Here is a 19078-nt window from a genome sequence, read left to right as displayed (position 1 = left end):
GGCCACCTGATGATCAAGAGGTTGCGTCACCGGAACGTCTCCGGATGACGCAAACCTCTTGATCAACAGGGTCGGCCCGGCGTGGGGCCGCGCCGGTCAGCGGACCATGGAGCCGACCACCGGCTTGGTGAGCAGGGCGGACTGGTTGCGCTGGATGCCCGGGTCGATGGTCTTCGCCACGAAGATGGCGTGCCACACGCAGAAGATCAGCACGGTCCACACCTTGCGCGAGTGGTCCGCCTCCTCCCGCTTGTGCTCCTCGAGCAGCCGCAGCGCGTACGACAGGTCAAGCAGGTCGCCGGCGCCGGAGGTGGCCAGGACGTGCCGGGCCCACTCGTACATCTCGCCGCGCAGCCAGACCCGGGTCGGGGTCGGGAAGCCCAGCTTCTTCCGGTTGACGATGGCCGGCGGCACCACGCCCTGCAACGCCTGGCGCATCGCGTACTTGGTGGCGTCGGAGCGCGGGGGCAGCTTCAGGTCCACCGGGATCTTCGCCGCGACGTCGAAGACCTCGCGGTCGAGGAACGGCACCCGCACCTCGAGCGAGTGGGCCATCGAGATCCGGTCGGCCTTGACGAGGATGTCACCCCGGAGCCAGGTGTAGAGGTCGACGTACTGCATCTTGGTGACGTCGTCCAGCTCGGTGGCCTCGGCGTAGATCGGCGCGGTGACGTCGGTGTAGCGCACCGACGGGTCGTACCGGCGGAGCAGGTGCTGCTTCTCCTCCTCGGTGAACATCCGGGCGTTGCCGTAGTAGCGCTCCTCGATCGGGGTCGTGCCCCGCTCCAGGAAGCTCTTGCCCTTGACGCCCTGCGGGATGGCCTTGGAGACCGCCCGCAGCCCCTTCTGCACACCGCCGGGCAGGCCGTTGACCGAGCTGAGCGAGAGCGGCTCGCGGTAGATGGTGTAGCCGCCGAAGAACTCGTCCGCGCCCTCGCCTGAGAGCACAACGGTGACGTGCTCGGCCGCCTTCTTCGCCACGAAGTAGAGCGGCACCAGGGCCGGGTCGGCGACCGGGTCGTCCAGGTGCCAGACGATCTTCGGCAGCGCCTCGATCATGTCCTGCGGCCCGATCTTCGTCGGGATCGTGGTCACGTCGAGGTGGCGGGCCGAGTCCTGGGCGACGTCGATCTCCGAGTAGCCGGGCACGTCGTAGCCGACCGTGAAGGTGAGGATGTTCGGGTTGAACTCCCGCGCCAGCGCCACCACCGCGGTCGAGTCGATGCCGCTGGAGAGGAACGAACCGACCGGCACGTCCGAACGCATGTGCATCCGGACGCTCTCCCGCAGCGTCTCCCGGATCTCGTGGTAGAGCTTCTGCTCGTCGTCGACGGGGGCGGGCCGGAACACCGGCCGGTACCAGCGGCGTACGTCGATCCGGCCGCCCGGGGTCCAGGTCAGGTACTCGCCCGACCCGATCCGGTTGATCCCCTTGTGCAGCGTGCCGGGCTCCGGGACGTACTGCAGGGTCAGGTAGTGGCTCAGGTTGGCGTTGTCGATGCCGGCGTCACCCTGGTAGTTGGCGTGCGCGAACGGCAGCAGCGCCTTCTTCTCCGAGGCGAGGTAGAGCCCGTCCGCAGTCTCCAGGTAGTGCAGCGGCTTGATGCCGAAGTAGTCGCGGGCGCCGAACGCCCGGCGCTCCTGGCGGTCCCAGATGACGAAGGCGAACATCCCCCGCAGCCGGGTGAGCACCTGCTCGCCCCAGTAGTGGTAGCCGGCGACGATCACCTCGCCGTCACCGGCGGTGGCGAACCGGGCGCCGAAGTCACGGACCAGCTCGTCGCGCAGCTCGATGTAGTTGTAGATCTCGCCGTTGAAGGTCAGCAGGTAGCGGCCGTCGGCGTAGGGCAGCGGCTCGTGGCTGGAGGCCACGTCGATGATCGCCAGGCGCTTGTGGGCGAAGACCCCGTCCGCGTACCGGCCGGAGGCGTCCCCCACCAGCTCGACCCCTGTCTCGTCGGGGCCGCGGTGGTGCAGGCATTCCAGGGCGCCGGCGATGTGGTCGCGGTGCGCGCCGGCGTCGCCGCGCGCGCTGAAGAAGGCCAGGAGTCCGCACATGGTGGTCATCTTCCCACGGGCGCCGGACGGCGGTCGCGGCCGTCCGGCGATCCGGGTCGTGCTCCCCCACCGGCTCCACCGCTTCCGGCCCGGAGGGTACCGTCGGGGCCAGCATCGACGCGGAGGGAGCGGAGCATGACCGAGGAGCGCACCGACGCTACGCCGGCAGACGGCACCGAATCGCACGATCCGGACTTCCCGGAGGCGTTCCTGTCGTTCATGCGGCAGGGCTGGCGGGACACCGAACTGCCGGTCGGCCCTCGGCCGGAGGTGCCCAACTACGCCAAGCGCCGGGCGGCCCTCTCGGCGGCCTTCCCCGGCGAGACGCTGGTGATCCCCACCGGCAACGAGAAGGTACGCGCCAACGACACCGCCTACCCGTTCCGGCCGGGCAGCGACTTCGCCTACCTGACGGGCGATCACGATCCGGACAGCGTGCTCGTGCTGCGGCCGAACGGCTCGGGGCACGACGCGACGCTGTACATGCGCCCCCGCTCGTCGCGGGAGACCGACGAGTTCTTCCGCAGCCGGCACGGCGAGCTCTGGGTCGGCCGCCGGCACACGCTGACCGAGAAGTCCGCCGAGCTGGGCCTGCCGACCGCGGACCTCAGCGGGCTGGACGCGGCGCTGGCCGACCTGGCGCCGGGGCGTACCCGGGTGCTGCGCGGCTTCGACCCGGTGGTGGACGCGGCCGTGCGCCCGTACGACGGCGCCCGCGCCGAGAGCCAGCCGCCCCGGGACCGGGAGCTGGCCATCGCCATCTCGGAGCTGAAGCTGGTCAAGGACGAGTGGGAGATTGCCCAGCTCCAGGACGCCATCGACGCGACCGTCCGCGGCTTCGAGGACGTGGCCCGGGCGATCCCCGCCGACCGGGGCGTCTCCGAGCGGCTGCTGGAGGGGATCTTCGGGCTGCGCGCCCGGCACGAGGGCAACGACGTCGGCTACAGCTCGATCGTCGGCGCGGGCGAGCACGCCACGATCCTGCACTGGGTGCACAACCATGGCACCACCCGTCCCGGCCAGTTGCTGCTGATGGACATGGGCGTGGAGAACCGCAACCTCTACACCGCCGACGTGACGCGGGTGCTGCCGGTCAACGGCCGGTTCACCCCGCTCCAGCGCCAGGTCTACGACATCGTGCACGCCTCGCAGCAGGCCGGCATCGACGTGATCAAGCCCGGGGTGAAGTTCCGCGACGTCCACCTGACCTGCATGCGGGTGCTGGCCGAGGGCCTGGCCGACCTGGGCCTGCTGCCGGTGAGCGTGGACGAGGCGATGGACGAGAAGTCGACCGTCTACCGGCGCTGGACGCTGCACGGCTTCGGGCACATGCTCGGCATCGACGTGCACGACTGCGCCAATGCGCGCAAGGAGAAGTACCGCGACGGCACCCTCGGCGAGGGCTACGTGCTCACCGTCGAGCCCGGGCTCTACTTCCAGCCGGAGGACGAGCTGGTCCCCGAGGAGCTGCGCGGCATCGGCATCCGGATCGAGGACGACGTGCTGGTCACCGCGACCGGCGCGGTGAACCTCTCGGCCGGGCTGCCGCGCGCCGCCGACGAGGTGGAGACCTGGCTGGCCGCGCAGCGCGAGGCGGGCCCGCGCCTGCCGGGCTGACCCGCGCACGACCGACAACGGCGGGCCCCACCGCCGGCTTCTGCGACATTTCTCGTCGTCAGGACGCCATTGGTGGGGCCCGCCGCCGTTTGCGCTGCTCTCACCCCTGCCGGCCCCATCTGCCCCGACCACGGCGGCTCGCCCCAGACTCGTCCGGAATATGGGGTTTTTTCAGATAACCGCGCTCTCGTGAGGATCCTTCTCATACGGTGTGGATCAGAGGCTGCAACCGATTTGTAGCTGGTCGCGCCGCCTCAGCTGGTGTGACCCAGTCTGATAGCAGGGAAGGACGGAAGCTCGGATGTACAAGGACGTAACCACTTCCGACGGCGGGCCTCCCGTGAGCCCGCAGACGAACAGACGGCGGGCCCTCTGGGTCGTCACCGGCGTGGCCGGGCTGACCGGTGTCGTCGGTCTGGCGGCGCTGGGTGGCATCGCCGCCCGTGACGACAAGTCCGACGACGCGCAGCGCGCTTCGGAGAACCGCGCGGCGGCTCCGCTGAACGCCAGCGATCAGGGCCGGGAGCAGGACCACGACGACAAGGGCCGGGACGACAAGGACCGGGACGACAAGGACGACAAGGTGCGGGAGGTGGACTGCGACGACGATGAGTTGATCGAGGCCCTCGACCTCGCCAACCGGGACGACGGTGGCACGCTGAAGCTGGCCCGGGACTGCACCTACGAACTCGACGAGTTCGACAAGAAGGACGAGGCGGGTCTGCCCACGATCAAGCAGGAGATCAAGATCGAGGGCAACGGCGCGACGATCAAGCGTGAGTCGAAGGACGGCTTCCGGATCTTCCGGGTCGCTGACGGTGGTGACCTGACCCTGAAGGACGTGGAGGTCAAGAACGGCGCGGCCTCCGACGACGACAAGCGCAAGGACCACGGGAACGACAAGGGCCACGAGAACGACAAGGGCCACGAGAACGGCAAGTACGAGCCGAACGGCAACCAGTCCGGGCACGGCGGTGGCGCTCCGGCTCCGGCGCCCGTCCCGGCGAAGCCGGCCGCGGCTCCGGCGCCCGTCCCGGCCCAGCCGGCGGCTGCCGCGAAGCCGGCGACCGCCGCGAAGGTGGCCCAGCCGGCGACCGCCGCGAAGCCGGCGGCTGCCGCGAAGGTGGCCCAGCCCGCGACCGCCGCGCAGGTCGCTGCCGCGCTGGCGGCGGCGATGCCCGTGCTCGCCCCAGCCGAGAACGGCTCGCACGGCGAGGAGTCCAAGGACTGGAACGGCAAGGACGGCAAGGACTGGGACGACAAGGACGACAAGGAGCACGAGGGCGACGGCGGTGGTCTGCTGGTCGAGCGGGGCGGCGAGGCCCACCTCGTGAACACCAAGTTCTTCCTCAACAGCGCCGAGAACAACGGCGGCGCGGTCGCCAACTTCGGCCGGCTCGACGTCGAGAGCAGCACCTTCGACAACAACCACGCCGACGAAGACGGCGGTGCCATCTTCAACGCCGGTGTCCTCAAGGTGTCCGGCTCCCACGACGGCAAGGGCGGCGAGTCCCGCATCACCAACAACACCGCCGGCAAGAACGGCGGCGGCGTGGCCAACGGCCACAGCGACAAGGACAAGAAGAAGAAGTACGAGTCGAGCTACAACGGCCACGACCGCAAGGACGACGACCGCAAGGACGACGACCGCAAGGACGACGACAAGGCCGGCACCGTCGAGATCGAGAAGACCCTCATCGAGGGCAACACCGCCAAGAAGAACGGCGGCGGCCTGTCCAGCACCGACGGCTTCGTCGAGGTCAGCTGGAGCTTCGTCAAGAACAACGTCGCCGGCGAGAACGGCGGCGGCATCTACGCCGTCGACACCGTCCTGACGGTCAAGAACAGCACCGTCGAGAAGAACAAGGCCCACAAGGACGGCGGTGGTATCTACAACGTCAACAGCGACGACAAGAACCACTCCTACAAGGGCAAGGACGAGGAGAAGCGCGGCACGGCCACCATCACCGACAGCGAAATCCTCGAGAACAGCGCCAACCGCTTCGGTGGCGGCATCTTCAACGGCGAACCCATCGAAGAGCACAACGGCTCGCCCGCCTCGAGCAACTGGTCCAAGGACAACAAGGACCGCGACGACTTCGAGGCCTCCCTGGTCCTGCGCGACAGCAAGGTCAAGGAGAACTTCGCCGGCAAGAACGGCGGCGGCATCTACAACAACAAGGGCAAGGTCACCCTGACCGACACCAAGGTCACGAAGAACAAGGCCGACAACGGCGACAAGCACAACAAGATCGCCGGTGGCGTCTTCAACAACGATGGCAAGGTCAAGCTCGACGACGACTCCACCATCACCGACAACGACCCCACCAACTGCGCCAAGACCGTCGACGACTGCTTCAACTGAGCACCACCACATAACGCCGGAGGTCTCTCCCCGCCACACCTGGGGTGAGACCTCCGGCCATTCCGCGGAGCGCCGCGGGTGGAGCGTGCCCGACCATCACCCTTGACCCGCGGCGGCCACGCTCGCGAGCTTCCCGCCATCGGCCACGTCCTCGGCTCCGCCCGCGAGCTTTCCCCCGCCGGCCACGTCCTGGCGGCTGCCGTCGGCTTTCCGCCACCGGCCACGCTCCCGTGCCGGTCATGCCGAGCCCGCCCGGGCCGTCCGGCCTCCCGCTCTCCACACCCCCTCACACCGAATGTGGAGTTTCTTCGGATACACCCGCATAGTGAGGATCCTTCTCATACGGTGTTGTTCAGCAGCTACAACCGATTTGTAGCGAAGGCCGCCTCGCCACGGCGAAGCGACCTTGTCGGTACAAGGAGAGGGCAGAGAACTCCGATGTCCAAAAACCTTCGCAAGAACGATGACCTGGCCCGCGACAAGAACTCCCCGTTCCGCCGTCGCCGGCTCTGGCTCGTCACCGGCGCCGCCAGCCTCGCGGGGGCGGTCAGCCTGGCGGGCGTCGCGTACGCCACCACGGGCGTGACCGGCGCGCACCGGGTCACCGACGTCAAGTGGTCGACCTCCCAGCTGGTCAGCGACGACGGCAAGGACAAGGCCAACGACGACAAGGCCAAGGACGACAAGAACCACGACGACAAGAACCGGGACGACAAGGGCCGGGACGACAAGGGCCGGGACGACAAGGACCGGGACGACAAGGACGACAAGGTGCGGGAGGTGGACTGCGACGACGATGAGTTGATCGAGGCCCTCGACCTCGCCAACCGGGACGACGGTGGCACGCTGAAGCTGGCCCGGGACTGCACCTACGAACTCGACGAGTTCGACAAGAAGGACGAGGCGGGTCTGCCCACGATCAAGCAGGAGATCAAGATCGAGGGCAACGGCGCGACGATCAAGCGTGAGTCGAAGGACGGCTTCCGGATCTTCCGGGTCGCTGACGGTGGTGACCTGACCCTGAAGGACGTGGAGGTCAAGAACGGCGCGGCCTCCGACGACGACAAGCGCAAGGACCACGGGAACGACAAGGGCCACGAGAACGACAAGGGCCACGAGAACGGCAAGTACGAGCCGAACGGCAACCAGTCCGGGCACGGCGGTGGCGCTCCGGCTCCGGCGCCCGTCCCGGCGAAGCCGGCCGCGGCTCCGGCGCCCGTCCCGGCCCAGCCGGCGGCTGCCGCGAAGCCGGCGACCGCCGCGAAGGTGGCCCAGCCGGCGACCGCCGCGAAGCCGGCGGCTGCCGCGAAGGTGGCCCAGCCCGCGACCGCCGCGCAGGTCGCTGCCGCGCTGGCGGCGGCGATGCCCGTGCTCGCCCCAGCCGAGAACGGCTCGCACGGCGAGGAGTCCAAGGACTGGAACGGCAAGGACGGCAAGGACTGGGACGACAAGGACGACAAGGAGCACGAGGGCGACGGCGGTGGTCTGCTGGTCGAGCGGGGCGGCGAGGCCCACCTCGTGAACACCAAGTTCTTCCTCAACAGCGCCGAGAACAACGGCGGCGCGGTCGCCAACTTCGGCCGGCTCGACGTCGAGAGCAGCACCTTCGACAACAACCACGCCGACGAAGACGGCGGTGCCATCTTCAACGCCGGTGTCCTCAAGGTGTCCGGCTCCCACGACGGCAAGGGCGGCGAGTCCCGCATCACCAACAACACCGCCGGCAAGAACGGCGGCGGCGTGGCCAACGGCCACAGCGACAAGGACAAGAAGAAGAAGTACGAGTCGAGCTACAACGGCCACGACCGCAAGGACGACGACCGCAAGGACGACGACCGCAAGGACGACGACAAGGCCGGCACCGTCGAGATCGAGAAGACCCTCATCGAGGGCAACACCGCCAAGAAGAACGGCGGCGGCCTGTCCAGCACCGACGGCTTCGTCGAGGTCAGCTGGAGCTTCGTCAAGAACAACGTCGCCGGCGAGAACGGCGGCGGCATCTACGCCGTCGACACCGTCCTGACGGTCAAGAACAGCACCGTCGAGAAGAACAAGGCCCACAAGGACGGCGGTGGTATCTACAACGTCAACAGCGACGACAAGAACCACTCCTACAAGGGCAAGGACGAGGAGAAGCGCGGCACGGCCACCATCACCGACAGCGAAATCCTCGAGAACAGCGCCAACCGCTTCGGTGGCGGCATCTTCAACGGCGAACCCATCGAAGAGCACAACGGCTCGCCCGCCTCGAGCAACTGGTCCAAGGACAACAAGGACCGCGACGACTTCGAGGCCTCCCTGGTCCTGCGCGACAGCAAGGTCAAGGAGAACTTCGCCGGCAAGAACGGCGGCGGCATCTACAACAACAAGGGCAAGGTCACCCTGACCGACACCAAGGTCACGAAGAACAAGGCCGACAACGGCGACAAGCACAACAAGATCGCCGGTGGCGTCTTCAACAACGATGGCAAGGTCAAGCTCGACGACGACTCCACCATCACCGACAACGACCCCACCAACTGCGCCAAGACCGTCGACGACTGCTTCAACTGAGCACCACAAACGCTCAGGGGTACAGCCAGACGGAAGGTCGGCCCCCTGCCACCGGAGGTGGCAGGGGGCCGCACCCTGTGAACTAACTCTGGACGAAGACCGCCACGCTGCGAGGGGGCACGGTGAACGTGCCGCTCGCCCGGTCGAACGAGGCGGTCCGCAGCACCGGGTCGGCGGAGGTCTTCAGCACCGGGTGCGGTGACACGTCCGCGCCCCGCAGGCCGGGCAGCCGCTGGGTCGCGGAATCCGGGGTGCCGTTGAAGACCACCGTGACGGACTTCCACCGCCGGTCCAGGCCGCGACCGTCCAGCGTCATGGTGAGCACGCCTGGCGTCTCCGCCTCCCAGGACAGCGGGAACGCCACCCGCCGCTGCACCTGGTCGGCCGTGGTCAGCCCGAAGACCGGCGACGAGGCCCGGATCCTCAGCAGCTCGGCGTACCGCGCGTCGGTCGTGTCGATCGCCGCGCAGTCCGGCACCAGCGCCGGATCGGCGAGCAGCGGCCGCGCGTACGACCACTTGTCCTCGTTGTCCGCCGCCGGCGGCAGGCCGGCCCCGAACCCGTTGCCCTGCGCGCAGTCCCAGCGGATCTGGTTGAACCAGTCCCCCGAGTTGTACGAGTTGCGGTCCAGGGACTTCGAGCGCAGCCGCTCGGTGCCGGCGGTCACGAACCCGGTGCCCTGCCCCAGCACCACCGTGCTCAGGGCGAGCACCTGCATCCGGGACCGGTCCGCCGCCGAGGTGTCCTGCGGCAGCTTGTACGCCAGCGCGTCGTACAGGATCTCGTTGTCGTGCGCGTCGACGTAGGTGACCGCCTCCCCGGGCGCCGCCGTGTAGCCGGCCGGCGAGCCGTTGTAGTCCACCTGCGCCCCGGTGACCTCGTCACCGGCCGAGTTGGTGAACCGGTAGTCCCGCAGGTTGCCGGTCAGGCCCACCTTCACCAGATCGTGCTGGTGCAGCAGTCGGGCGCGCTGCGCGGCGGCGCTGCCGTTGACCGGGTCGCCGTTCGGGTCGGTAAAGAGCCCGGACGCGAAGCCCTGGCTCCGCGGGTTGGCGTCGAACGGACCACCGCCGCGCACCGCGTCCCGGAGCCGGTCGTTGAAGGTGCCGATTCCGGTGCCGGCCATGTTCGCCTGGGTGGCCTGGACGAACCGGGCGCCGTCGGCGACCTCGCCGAAGTTCCAGCCCTCGCCGTAGAGCAGGATCGACCTGCCGTCCACGCCGTCGCGGGCGACGGTCAGCTCGTCGAGGGCCTTGCGGACGGCCAGGACGTTGGCCTTCGGGTGGTGGCCCATCAGGTCGAACCGAAAGCCGTCGACCTTGTACGCCTTCGCCCAGGTGACCAGCGAGTCGACCACCAGCTTGCCCATCATCGCGTGTTCCGGCGCGGTGTTGGCGCAGCAGGTGGAGTTCGCCACCGCGCCGTCGTCCAGGAGGCGGTGGTAGTAGCCGGGCACGATCTGGTCGAGGACCGACTTCGGGTCGGTGCCGGCGGCCGAGGTGTGGTTGTAGACCACGTCCATGACGACCCGCAGGCCGGCGCCGTTGACCCCGGCGACCATCCGGCGGAACTCGGTGGTCCGCTTCGCGCCGGCCGGGTCGACGGCGTAGCCGCCCTCCGGCACCGTGTAGTGCAGCGGGTCGTACCCCCAGTTGTAGCCGTCGGTCTCGTCCACCGCCGCGACGCACCTCTGCTGCTCCTCCGAGTCCGGTGGCAGCGCCGCCAGGTCGCAGGCGGGCTGCCGCTGGTCGGCCCGGCGTTCGGGGATGGTGGCGAAGTCGAAGGCGGGTAGCAGGTGCAGGTGGGTCACCCCGGCGTCGCCGAGTGCCTTGAGGTGCGTCATCCCCGCTGTGGACGGGTCGGTGAAGGCGAGGTAGGTCCCGCGCCGCTCGGCCGGCACGGACACGTCGGCGATCGAGAAGTCCCGCACCGACAGCTCGGAGATCTGCGCCCGGCTCGACGGCACGGCCGCCGGCTTGCGCAGCGCCGACCACCCCGGCGGGGCGAGCGCCGGGTCGGTGAGGTCGACGAGCTGGCTGTGGGTGGAGTCCGGGGCGAGCGCCACCGAGTAGGGGTCGGTCACCGACGCGGTGACCACCTTCTGGGCCGCCGGCTGCCAGGCCTGGACCTGGTAACGGTAGAACCGGCCGGTCCAGTCCCGGCTGCCCCGCACCGACCAGACGCCGGTGCGGTCGTCCCGGCGCATCGCCACCGTCCGGGGCTCGGCCGTGGGCGAGTCGAAGAGCTGGAGCGAGACGGCCCGCGCGGTGGGCGCCCAGACCGACAGCGTGGGCACCCGGCCGGCGAAGGTCGGCCCGAGGCGCGCCTCGGTGGCCCGGGCGTAGACGTCGTCGAGCACCCCGGGGATCTGCACGCCGGTGGCGGCGAGCAGCCCGCCCTCGGCGTCCCGCTCGGTCACCAGCAGTTGCCCGCGCAGCGCGGCCGGCACCTTGGCGAGGTCACCCTGGTCGAGGGTGAAGGAGCGGTGCGCCCACAGGTGCGGGAAGGCCGCGCGCTGGGCCTCGGTCAGCCCGTTGCGCTGCGCGCTGAGCGGCAGCGTGGTGTACGTGCCGGACAGTTCGCCGTCGATCACGGTCACGCCGCCGGCCGGGGCGGCCACCAGGGCGTACCGCCGGCCGTCGGTGGGCCCGGTCTGCCAGGCGACGGTGGACCGGTCGAGCCAGTGCGCCTTCTGCTTGGCGATGTCCAGGTCCTTGCCGGTGCCGGTGGCGGTCGGCGGGAGCAGCCGGCCCGGGGTGGCCGCGAGCAGCCAGACCTCACGCCCGGCGGCGGCGAAGTCGAGGCGCTGGTCCGTCGGCAGGTCCTTCTCATCCCCCCGGTGGACGATGTAGCTCAGCCCAGTCGCGCCGGCCGCCAGCGGCACCCGGAAGACCGCGCCGAACGCGTCGATGCTGGCCGGCGCCAGCGGGTCGGACCACTGGGTCGGGTTGGCCGCGCCGTCCCACAGGTGCAGGCCCCATCCGTCGTAGTTGCCGTCGGCCCGCCGGTAGTGGATGACGGCCGTGCCCTCCTCCACCGGCGGGTCGGGCTCACCCGTGGCGGCCTGCCGGGTCGGGTAGATCGCCGGATCGCCCTGCTTGACCCAGATCTCGCCGGTCTGGGTCACGTCGATGGTCCGGTCCTGGCCGACGTCCTTGTTCCCGTCCTTGTCGACCACGAGGAAACCCACCGACTTCGCACCTGGCTTGAGCTTCACCCAGGCGAACCGCCCGTAGGAGTCGACACCGGCGAACGGCTGAGCGTTCGGCCACTCGGTGACGTACGCCGGATCGATGTCGCCCCACGCGAACAGGCGCCAGTCGTCGTACCCGCCGGACGGGCGCTGGTAGTGCACCACCGCCCAGTCCCGCGACCCACCCTGGGCCGGGGTGCCCACCGTGGCGGTCGACCGGGCGGTGGCGGTCCGCCCGCGGCCGTCGCGGACCACCGCCTTGTACTCGATTCTCGTGCCGCCGGCCAGCCCGGTCAGGTCGTGGTGCACCGTGTACGGCGCGTGGTGCGCGCTGCCGAGCAGCGTCCACGCCCCGCCGCCGACCCGGGCGGCGACCGTGACGGTGGCCAGCGGGTCGCCGGTGACCTGGGCGGTGACCGCGGCCCGGGTGACCACCGGGGCGTCCGGCGCCGGCGCGGTGAGGCGGATCGACGGGGCGGCGTTCGGCTTCGGGATCGACGTGCCGGCGCGGTGCACCACCGCGGCGAGCGGCGGCACGGTCAGGGTCAGCTTGCCGTCGGCCCCGGCCGCCGCCGTGCCCGTGGCGCCGTAGATGCCGGTGAAGGTGGCGCCGGCCGACCACGTGTCCACGGTGACAGTCTGCGGGGTGTCGGCGTTGTTCACCGCGACCACGTACTCGGTCCGCTCGCTCGGGGCGACCCGGGAGAAGGCGAACACGCCCGGGCCCTCGGCGGCGTGCCGGGTGACCTGCACGCCGTCGCGCAGCGCCGGGTGCGCCTGACGCAGCGCGCCCAGCTCGGCGATGGCGCGGTAGAGGGGGTGCGCACGGTCGAACTGGTCCGCGGCGTGGGTCCGGTCGGTGCCGAGCAGGTCGTCGTCGAGGTAGTCGGGCACCCGCGAGGCGAACATGTCCTGCCGGGCGTCCTTGTCCCCGCCCGCGCCGGTGAAGCCCTGCTCGTCGCCGGAGTAGACGACCGGCTGGCCGCGGGTGAGGAACATCAGCTGGTGTGCGAGCTGGTCGCGGCGGAGGTGGCTGGCCGGGTCGGTGCCGCCACCGGCGATGAAGGAGCCGATCCGGCCCATGTCGTGGTTGCCGAGGAAGGTGGTGAGCCGGTTCGCGTCGGTGTCCCGGGCCGCGTAGAGGTCGTCGCGGGCGTACACGTCGGCCAGCGCCTTCGCGGAGCCGGCGCCAGCCGTGTAGCCGCGCGCCGCCTCCTGGAAGGCGAAGTCGATGGTGGCCGGAAGCCCGCCCTGCCGCACGTACGTGGAGGTGATCTCCGGGTCGGCGCTGTAGACCTCGCCGAACATGAAGAAGTCCTTCTTGCCGGAGCGCCCGGCGGCCCGCTCGATGCCCTGGCTGAACTGCGGCCAGAAGTCGAGGTTGGCGTGCTTCACGGTGTCCAGCCGGAAGCCGTCGACGCCGGTGGACTCCACCCAGTCGGCGTAGATCTTCGTCATGCCGCGTACGACCTCCGGACGCTCCGTCCAGAGGTCGTCGAGGCGGGAGAAGTCGCCGTACTCGCTGTTCTCGCCGGCGAAGGTCGAGTCGCCGCGGTTGTGGTACATGGTGGGATCGTTCAGCCACGAGGGGACCTTGACGGTGGCGTCCGCCGGGTTCGCGAAGGTCGGCGTGTACGGGAAGGACTTCGTGTTCACCGCGGGAAACCCCCGGGTGCCGTCGGCGTAGTTGCGGTCCTCGAAGGGTCGTCCCTGCGCGTCCCGGTACGGCGACGTCGCCTTGTCCACGTAGGAGTACCGGTCCTCGGCGTACGTGATCACGTCGGCGGTGTGGTTGACGATGACGTCGAGGTAGACCTTGATGCCCCGCTTGTGGGCGAGCCCGACCAGCTTCTTCAGGTCGTCGTTCGTGCCGAAGTGCGGGTCGACCTGTGTGAAGTCGGTGATCCAGTAGCCGTGGTAGCCGGCGGAGACGTCGTCGCCCTGACCCTGCACGGGGCGGTTCTTGAACACCGGGGCGAGCCAGATGGCCGTGGTGCCCAGCCCCTGGACGTAGTCGAGCCGGTCCATCAGGCCCTTGAGGTCGCCGCCGTGGTAGAAGCCCTTGTCCTTCGGGTCGAGCCCGGTGCGCAGCCGGTCACCGGAGAGCCCGCCGCGGTCGTTGCGCGGGTCGCCGTTCGCGAACCGGTCCGGCAGGACGAAGTAGAACTGCTCCGCCCGGCCCTCGTCGTCGCCGGCGGCGAGGAGGGCCTCGGTGGAGGGCTCGGTCCGCCACTGCGCGGCTCCGGCGGCGGTGACCGTGGCGCCGGTCGAGCCCTCGGTGTCTCCCGCGCCGAGTTGGCGGACGGCGACCGGGGTGCCGACGAGGGCGACGGCGAGCAGGCAGACGAGGGCGAGCAGGAGCTTGCGCGGCATCGGCGGGGGATTCATCGACGGCCTTCCTCTGGTCGCTGATTGGCCCGCACGCTAGCTGTTGCCGAAACATTCTGCAATACCTTGCAAACACCGCCGCAACACGGCAGCGCGCTTGCGTAAGAAGCGCCCTTCGGCGGGCACGTCGGACCGTGGACCGTGCCGGTTACCGACGTGGAAGCCCCCGGACGGAGGACCGTGCCCAGCGACGGCCCGCCGGAGTGCGCAGCCAGGACGGTGGATCAGAGCCCGGTGCAGCCGGTGCCGTTGACGGTGCAGTCGACCGGGCTGGTGCTCGCCCGCTCCACATGGAACTGCAACCGCACCGACGCGCCGGCCGCCAGGTCCGCGCCGCTGGTGTAGGTGTAGCCGCCGTCGTCGGTCTCGCGCAGCGTCCCCTGCGGCCCCAGCACCCACGCGGTGACCAGCCGCCCACCGGAGAAGGCCAGCCGCACCGTCCAGCCCTGCCTGGTCTTGGCGGTGTTGGTGATCTTCACCTCGCCGATGAAGCCGCCGGAGAACTTCTGCTCCACGTCGTACCGCCCGGTCATCCCCGACTGCCCCGGCGGCGGGGCCGACACCAGCAGGCTCGGGGTCGCCGGTGCGACGCCGGTCGGCGACGGAGTCGAGGCCCGGTTGCTGGCGGGCGCTCCGGCCGAACGCGTCGGGCGGCCCGGGGTGGTCGGCCGGGCCGTCGGGGTCGGGCTCGTGGCGGCCGCGCCGGTCGGGGTCGCGGTCGCCGACGGCGGGAGAAGCGGCAGGAGCGGCTGCGGGCCGGTCTGCACGTCCGCCGCCGGGGTACGGCCCCGGTACGTGCTCAGCGCGACGACCATCAGGACGACCATCACGAGCGCGCCGGCGAACACGACGATCCAGGGTGACGACGTGATGGCCCGACTGTGCGGCGGTCGCTCCGTGCTACCCGTCCCGGACATGTGCCCCCTCCTCGCGCGGCGCCCGGTGGAGCGTAACGGGTCAGTCGACGATGCAGTCGTTGCCGTTCACCGCGCACCGCGCGAGGGTGTCGTCACGGTCGTGGCGGCTGAAGTACAGGCCCAGCTCCACACTCGCGCCCGAGGCGAGCGGACTCGTGCCGGCCAGCACGTACCGGCCGTCGCCGCGGCTGGTCAGCGAGACTCCGCTACCGCCGCTGACCACCTTGACGCGTCGGACTCCGCCGCTGAACTCCAGCGTCACCGTCCACTCCTCGGCGCGGCCGGTGTCGTTCTCGACCAGCAACTCTGCCTCGACGTCGTCGCGGTCCGCGTCCCGCACCCGGTAGGTGACGCTGACCGCACCACCGTCGAGCAATGCCGCCTGCGGCGACGACCGCTGTGTCGCCGGAGCGCGGGACGAGGCCCGGGCGCTGGGCGAGGTCCGCGTCGCTGTCCGGGACGGACGCGCCTCGGCGGCCGGCCGGCTCGTCGACGGGCTGGACGACGGGGACGCGGCCGGCGGGGTGGGCAGGACGAGCGGCGGCACCGAGGCGGCGACGGGCTCCGGCTCGCGGCCCCGGAAGGACAGCGACGCGACGAGCAGGATGGTCACCAGTGTCACCACGCCGAGCAGGACGAGGATCCACGGCACCGACGCCAACACCCTCGGCGCGGTCGCCCGTTCCGGTGGCCCGGCAGGCCGCACAGACATGAAATCCCTCTCGTCCGAGCCGATCCGAAAGCCTAGTCAGCGCCGGCCAGCACAGGAACGGTGGCGACCCGGAACGGACCGACCGACCGGTGCCGCACGGAAAACGGCTGGCCGCGGACCGGCGCTCCGGTCAGCCGGTGCGGACGACGGTGCAGATGACCGGACCGCTGTCGCCGGTCCGCAGCAGGTAGCGGTAGCGCTCACCCGGCACCCGCTGGCCCTGGCTGTCCAGGAACTCCCACTCCACCGCGACCATCGTGAGCAGCGCGGAGACCGGCTGCACGTCCTCGATCAGCGCGTGCGCGGCAACCAGTTCGCGGTCCTGGTAGTCGGGCGCGGCGCCGACGAAGGAGAGCGCCACCGCGGTGACCGAGGTGAACGAGAAGCTGTAGGTGTCGGCGACCACCAGCCCGGGCAGGGCGTAGCAGCCGGTGAGGACGGGCAGGTCGCCGCACGTCAGCGCCGCACCGTACCGGTCGAAGAAGTCGGTCAGCGTGTCGAGATCGGCGGAGGCTCTCACGGCGGAGGACATTGCCGGTCGGTGAGCTGGCCAAACCTCAACGCGACGGAATGCGCACCTCGATCTCGGCGCCGAGCCGGGCGCCGGTGGCCAGGCCCAGGTCGTCCCCGCTCCAGAACCGGCCCGGGTCGTACCAGTTCGGACGCCGGCCGGCCGGGAGCAGCCCCATCGCCTCGTACGTCACGGCGACGACCTCGGCGCAGTACGCCGTCTCCAGGCCCGGGTCGGGCGTCGCCGTCTCGGGCCGGCCCGCGCGGGGCAGCCGCGGCGTGCGTCCGCGCAGCCAGCGCCAGGCGAGCTGGGCGGTGGACGGGAACGGCGTGCCGTCCAGCCGGGCGACGGTGCGCAGCACGGCCTTCTCCATCTCGGCGTCCGCCGGCGGATCGAGCTGTCGCAGCCAGGCCCGTTGTCCGTAGCGGTTGGCCCAGACGCAGACCGCGTCGCGCAGGTTGTGCAGCTGTACGCCGCGCTGGTGGGTGCCGGTCCACAGGTCGGGCAGGGACCGGCCCAGCTCGGCGTGCCACATCAGCGGCGGCATGTCGTCGAGCACCAGGGCCATGCCGACGTGGTTGACCGGGCTGTTGGTGGTGAGCTGGATGGCGCGGTCCGGCACGCTGCGCCCGCGGAACACCCAGAGGTCCCCGGTACGGGTCAGCTCGACGGCCTCGTCCAGGCTGATGCTCATAGACGTCCACCATAGATCGACCGGACGTCGCGCGACATGTCGGACGCTCGTGGCGCACCGGAGCACGCCCGGCGAGTGTCGCGCCCGGCTCCCGGTGACCGGCCATCTACGCTGGGCCGATGCGGCGACCGATTCGGTGGTGGAAGGTGCTCGGGCTGGCGGGCCTGGCCGGCGTGGCGGCGACCGGGGTGGTGATCGCCCGCGCCGAACGGCGGCGTCGGGCGTACACGCCGGAGGAGATCCGCGCGCGGCTGCGGACGCGGCACGCGGAGGCGACGACGCACGCCGACGACGCCGGCTGAGCGGCGCGCCCGCCGCCGGCGTCAGTCCTCGTCGTGGTGGTTGCGGTCCCACCGCCCGCCGACCAACGGGGTGTCCAGCCGGACCGGTCCCGCGGCGTTGCCGGCGAAGTCGTTGTCCTGGATCCGGCAGGCCACGCAGCTGCCCTGCGGGGTGATCCACAGCCCGTAGGTCTGGGTCTGCTCGTCGCGGTGGTCCCAGATCCGGTTGCCGCGCACGCTGGCCGAGTCGAACGCGGCGTTGATCGTGATGCCGGCGCGGATCGGCGGCGGCTCCGGCAGCTGGTACGGCGTACCAGGGGCGGGAGTGTCCTCGTTCCACGCGATGTAGGAGTCCGGCCGGATCGCGGCGAGGTCCAGTTCGGTGTCGGTGTTGCTGGCGACCACCGCCGTCCGCGACCCGACCCGCACGACCTTGCCGCGGTGCCCGTCGACTGGCCAGTGGGCCGCCCGGTCCGTCAGCGCCCGGGGGCCGTACCGCACGGAGTCGCCGCGGCCGGTCCCCGCCGGTGCGCATCGCCCCCCGTTGTTCCGGATGCGGTTGTTCACCACGGTGGCGTCGGCCATCGGCCGGTCGATCCGGATCCCGTCGAGCCCGTTGCCCCAGAGCTCGTTGCTGTCGATGACCACATCCGAGGTGACGCCCCGAAATCCCCTGCCGAGGTCGTGCTCGTGGTAGCCGTGCCCGCCGTTGCCGCTGATCCGGTTGCCCCGGACGGTGTAGGGGCCGGGTGTGTTGCCGACGCTGACCCCGTCGCCGACGTTGCGGTCGATGACGCAGTCGGTCAGCAGGCCACCCCGGCCGGCGATGCCGGCGGTGCCGTTCGCGGAGACGTCGAAGCCGGCCTCCAGGTTGCCGGTGAGGGTGCAGGCCGACACGATCAGCCCGTCGGCACCCCAGTCCGAGATGCCGAACCGGTTGGCCTGGCTGTGACAGCCGATGATGCGGTAGCCGCGCGGCGGCGTCCAGTAGTCCTTCTGCAGCTCCAGGAAGATCCCGTTGGTGCCGTTGCCGACCGTGGTGCAGTTGGCGATGGTGAGCCGCTCCACGTCGCCCCAGCCGCCGATGCCGATGCCGATGCCGGCGCCGCCGATCTCCTGGCCGTTGTCCAGTCGGCCGCAGCCGACCACCACGCACCCGTCGATCAGGCTGTCCTGCAGGAAGTCGCAGCCCAGTCCGGTCGCACCCGTGTGGTGGATGTAGAGGTTGCGGAACACGCCCCGCACGACGTATTGGAGGCCGAGTCCCTTGGCGAGGTAGCTGTACTCGGCCATCGCCACGCCTGATCCGTCGATCTCGAAGTCGGCGAAGGTGCAGTCGGCGATGTGCCGGTCCCGGTTCGCGCCGTGCTGCACCGTCGTCCAGAACGCCAGCGGGGTCGGGTCCGCCCGGTTGCCCTCGTTGCTCAGCAGGAACCGGGTAGCCCGCGAGCCCGCTCCGACCAACGACACGCCGCTGCGCCAGATCGTGCCCGCGTCGCGGATCGAGTAGATGCCCGGTGGGCAGTAGATGACCCGGGCCCGTCCGTCCGCCGCGTACCCCTCACCGAGGCGGTCCACCAACGCCGACAGCGCCGGCTGGTCGTTGGTCACCCCGTCGCCTTGAAGCCCGAACTCGCGGGCGTCGCAGTACAACGGCGCGCCGGTGACCGGCGTGGGTCGCTGCGCCACGGTCGGCAGGCCGTACTGCGACACCCGGCACCCCTCTCGCGGTCGCGTAACCAGGTCGCCGAGCGCATTCCCCCTCCCCCTGCCGGGAAACGCCGGCCGC

The 19078-nt window shown here is 70.7% G+C and carries 11 protein-coding genes; 4 read left to right on the top strand and 7 right to left on the bottom strand.

The window, feature by feature from the left end; genetic code table 11:
* Positions 1-96: 96 nt before the first annotated feature.
* Positions 97-2058 carry an asparagine synthase (glutamine-hydrolyzing) gene (gene asnB, locus O7603_RS30985; protein ID WP_281573246.1) on the bottom strand — a complete coding sequence of 654 codons (1962 nt, stop codon included), beginning with the start codon at positions 2056-2058 and terminating at the stop codon, positions 97-99.
* Between the two features lie 135 nt (positions 2059-2193).
* On the opposite strand from asnB, the gene O7603_RS30980 reads away from it, so the two are divergent.
* From O7603_RS30980 to O7603_RS30970, 3 genes are all read left to right on the top strand, one after another.
* Positions 2194-3675, top strand: coding sequence for an aminopeptidase P family protein (locus O7603_RS30980; RefSeq protein ID WP_281573245.1), 1482 nt, complete (start codon positions 2194-2196; stop codon positions 3673-3675).
* Positions 3676-4015: 340 nt separating this feature from the next.
* A complete protein-coding gene (locus O7603_RS30975; protein ID WP_281573244.1) occupies positions 4016-6040 on the top strand; it encodes a hypothetical protein in 2025 nt (674 codons plus the stop codon).
* A 438-nt stretch (positions 6041-6478) separates the two neighbouring features.
* On the top strand, positions 6479-8593 hold the full coding sequence (locus O7603_RS30970; protein WP_281573243.1) for a hypothetical protein: 2115 nt from the start codon (positions 6479-6481) through the stop codon (positions 8591-8593).
* An 82-nt stretch (positions 8594-8675) separates the two neighbouring features.
* Here the strand turns inward: O7603_RS30970 and pulA are convergent, their stop codons facing one another.
* The 5 genes from pulA to O7603_RS30945 form a co-directional block, all read right to left on the bottom strand.
* On the bottom strand, positions 8676-14174 hold the full coding sequence (pulA, locus tag O7603_RS30965; protein WP_281573242.1) for a pullulanase-type alpha-1,6-glucosidase: 5499 nt from the start codon (positions 14172-14174) through the stop codon (positions 8676-8678).
* Between the two features lie 224 nt (positions 14175-14398).
* Positions 14399-15091 carry a cellulose binding domain-containing protein gene (locus tag O7603_RS30960; protein WP_281573241.1) on the bottom strand — a complete coding sequence of 231 codons (693 nt, stop codon included), beginning with the start codon at positions 15089-15091 and terminating at the stop codon, positions 14399-14401.
* A gap of 40 nt (positions 15092-15131) precedes the next feature.
* Complete coding sequence (locus O7603_RS30955; RefSeq protein ID WP_281573240.1) at positions 15132-15803, bottom strand: hypothetical protein; 672 nt, start codon at positions 15801-15803, stop codon at positions 15132-15134.
* Between the two features lie 130 nt (positions 15804-15933).
* Positions 15934-16323, bottom strand: a complete 390-nt coding sequence (locus tag O7603_RS30950) for a hypothetical protein (RefSeq protein WP_281573239.1) — start codon at positions 16321-16323, stop codon at positions 15934-15936.
* A 37-nt stretch (positions 16324-16360) separates the two neighbouring features.
* Positions 16361-17008 (bottom strand): hypothetical protein, encoded by a 648-nt coding sequence (locus O7603_RS30945; protein WP_281573238.1) that lies wholly within the window; start codon positions 17006-17008, stop codon positions 16361-16363.
* Between the two features lie 119 nt (positions 17009-17127).
* On the opposite strand from O7603_RS30945, the gene O7603_RS30940 reads away from it, so the two are divergent.
* Positions 17128-17310: a hypothetical protein gene (locus O7603_RS30940; RefSeq protein WP_281573237.1), complete on the top strand. Its 183-nt coding sequence runs from the start codon at positions 17128-17130 to the stop codon at positions 17308-17310.
* Positions 17311-17331: 21 nt separating this feature from the next.
* On the opposite strand, the gene O7603_RS30935 is transcribed toward O7603_RS30940, so the two are convergent.
* On the bottom strand, positions 17332-19002 hold the full coding sequence (locus O7603_RS30935; RefSeq protein ID WP_281573236.1) for a right-handed parallel beta-helix repeat-containing protein: 1671 nt from the start codon (positions 19000-19002) through the stop codon (positions 17332-17334).
* Positions 19003-19078 lie beyond the last annotated feature (76 nt).

It is taken from the genome of Micromonospora sp. WMMD812 (assembly GCF_027497215.1).
In the GTDB taxonomy this organism is placed as follows: domain Bacteria; phylum Actinomycetota; class Actinomycetes; order Mycobacteriales; family Micromonosporaceae; genus Micromonospora.
This window is presented reverse-complemented; position numbering and strand designations above follow the sequence as displayed.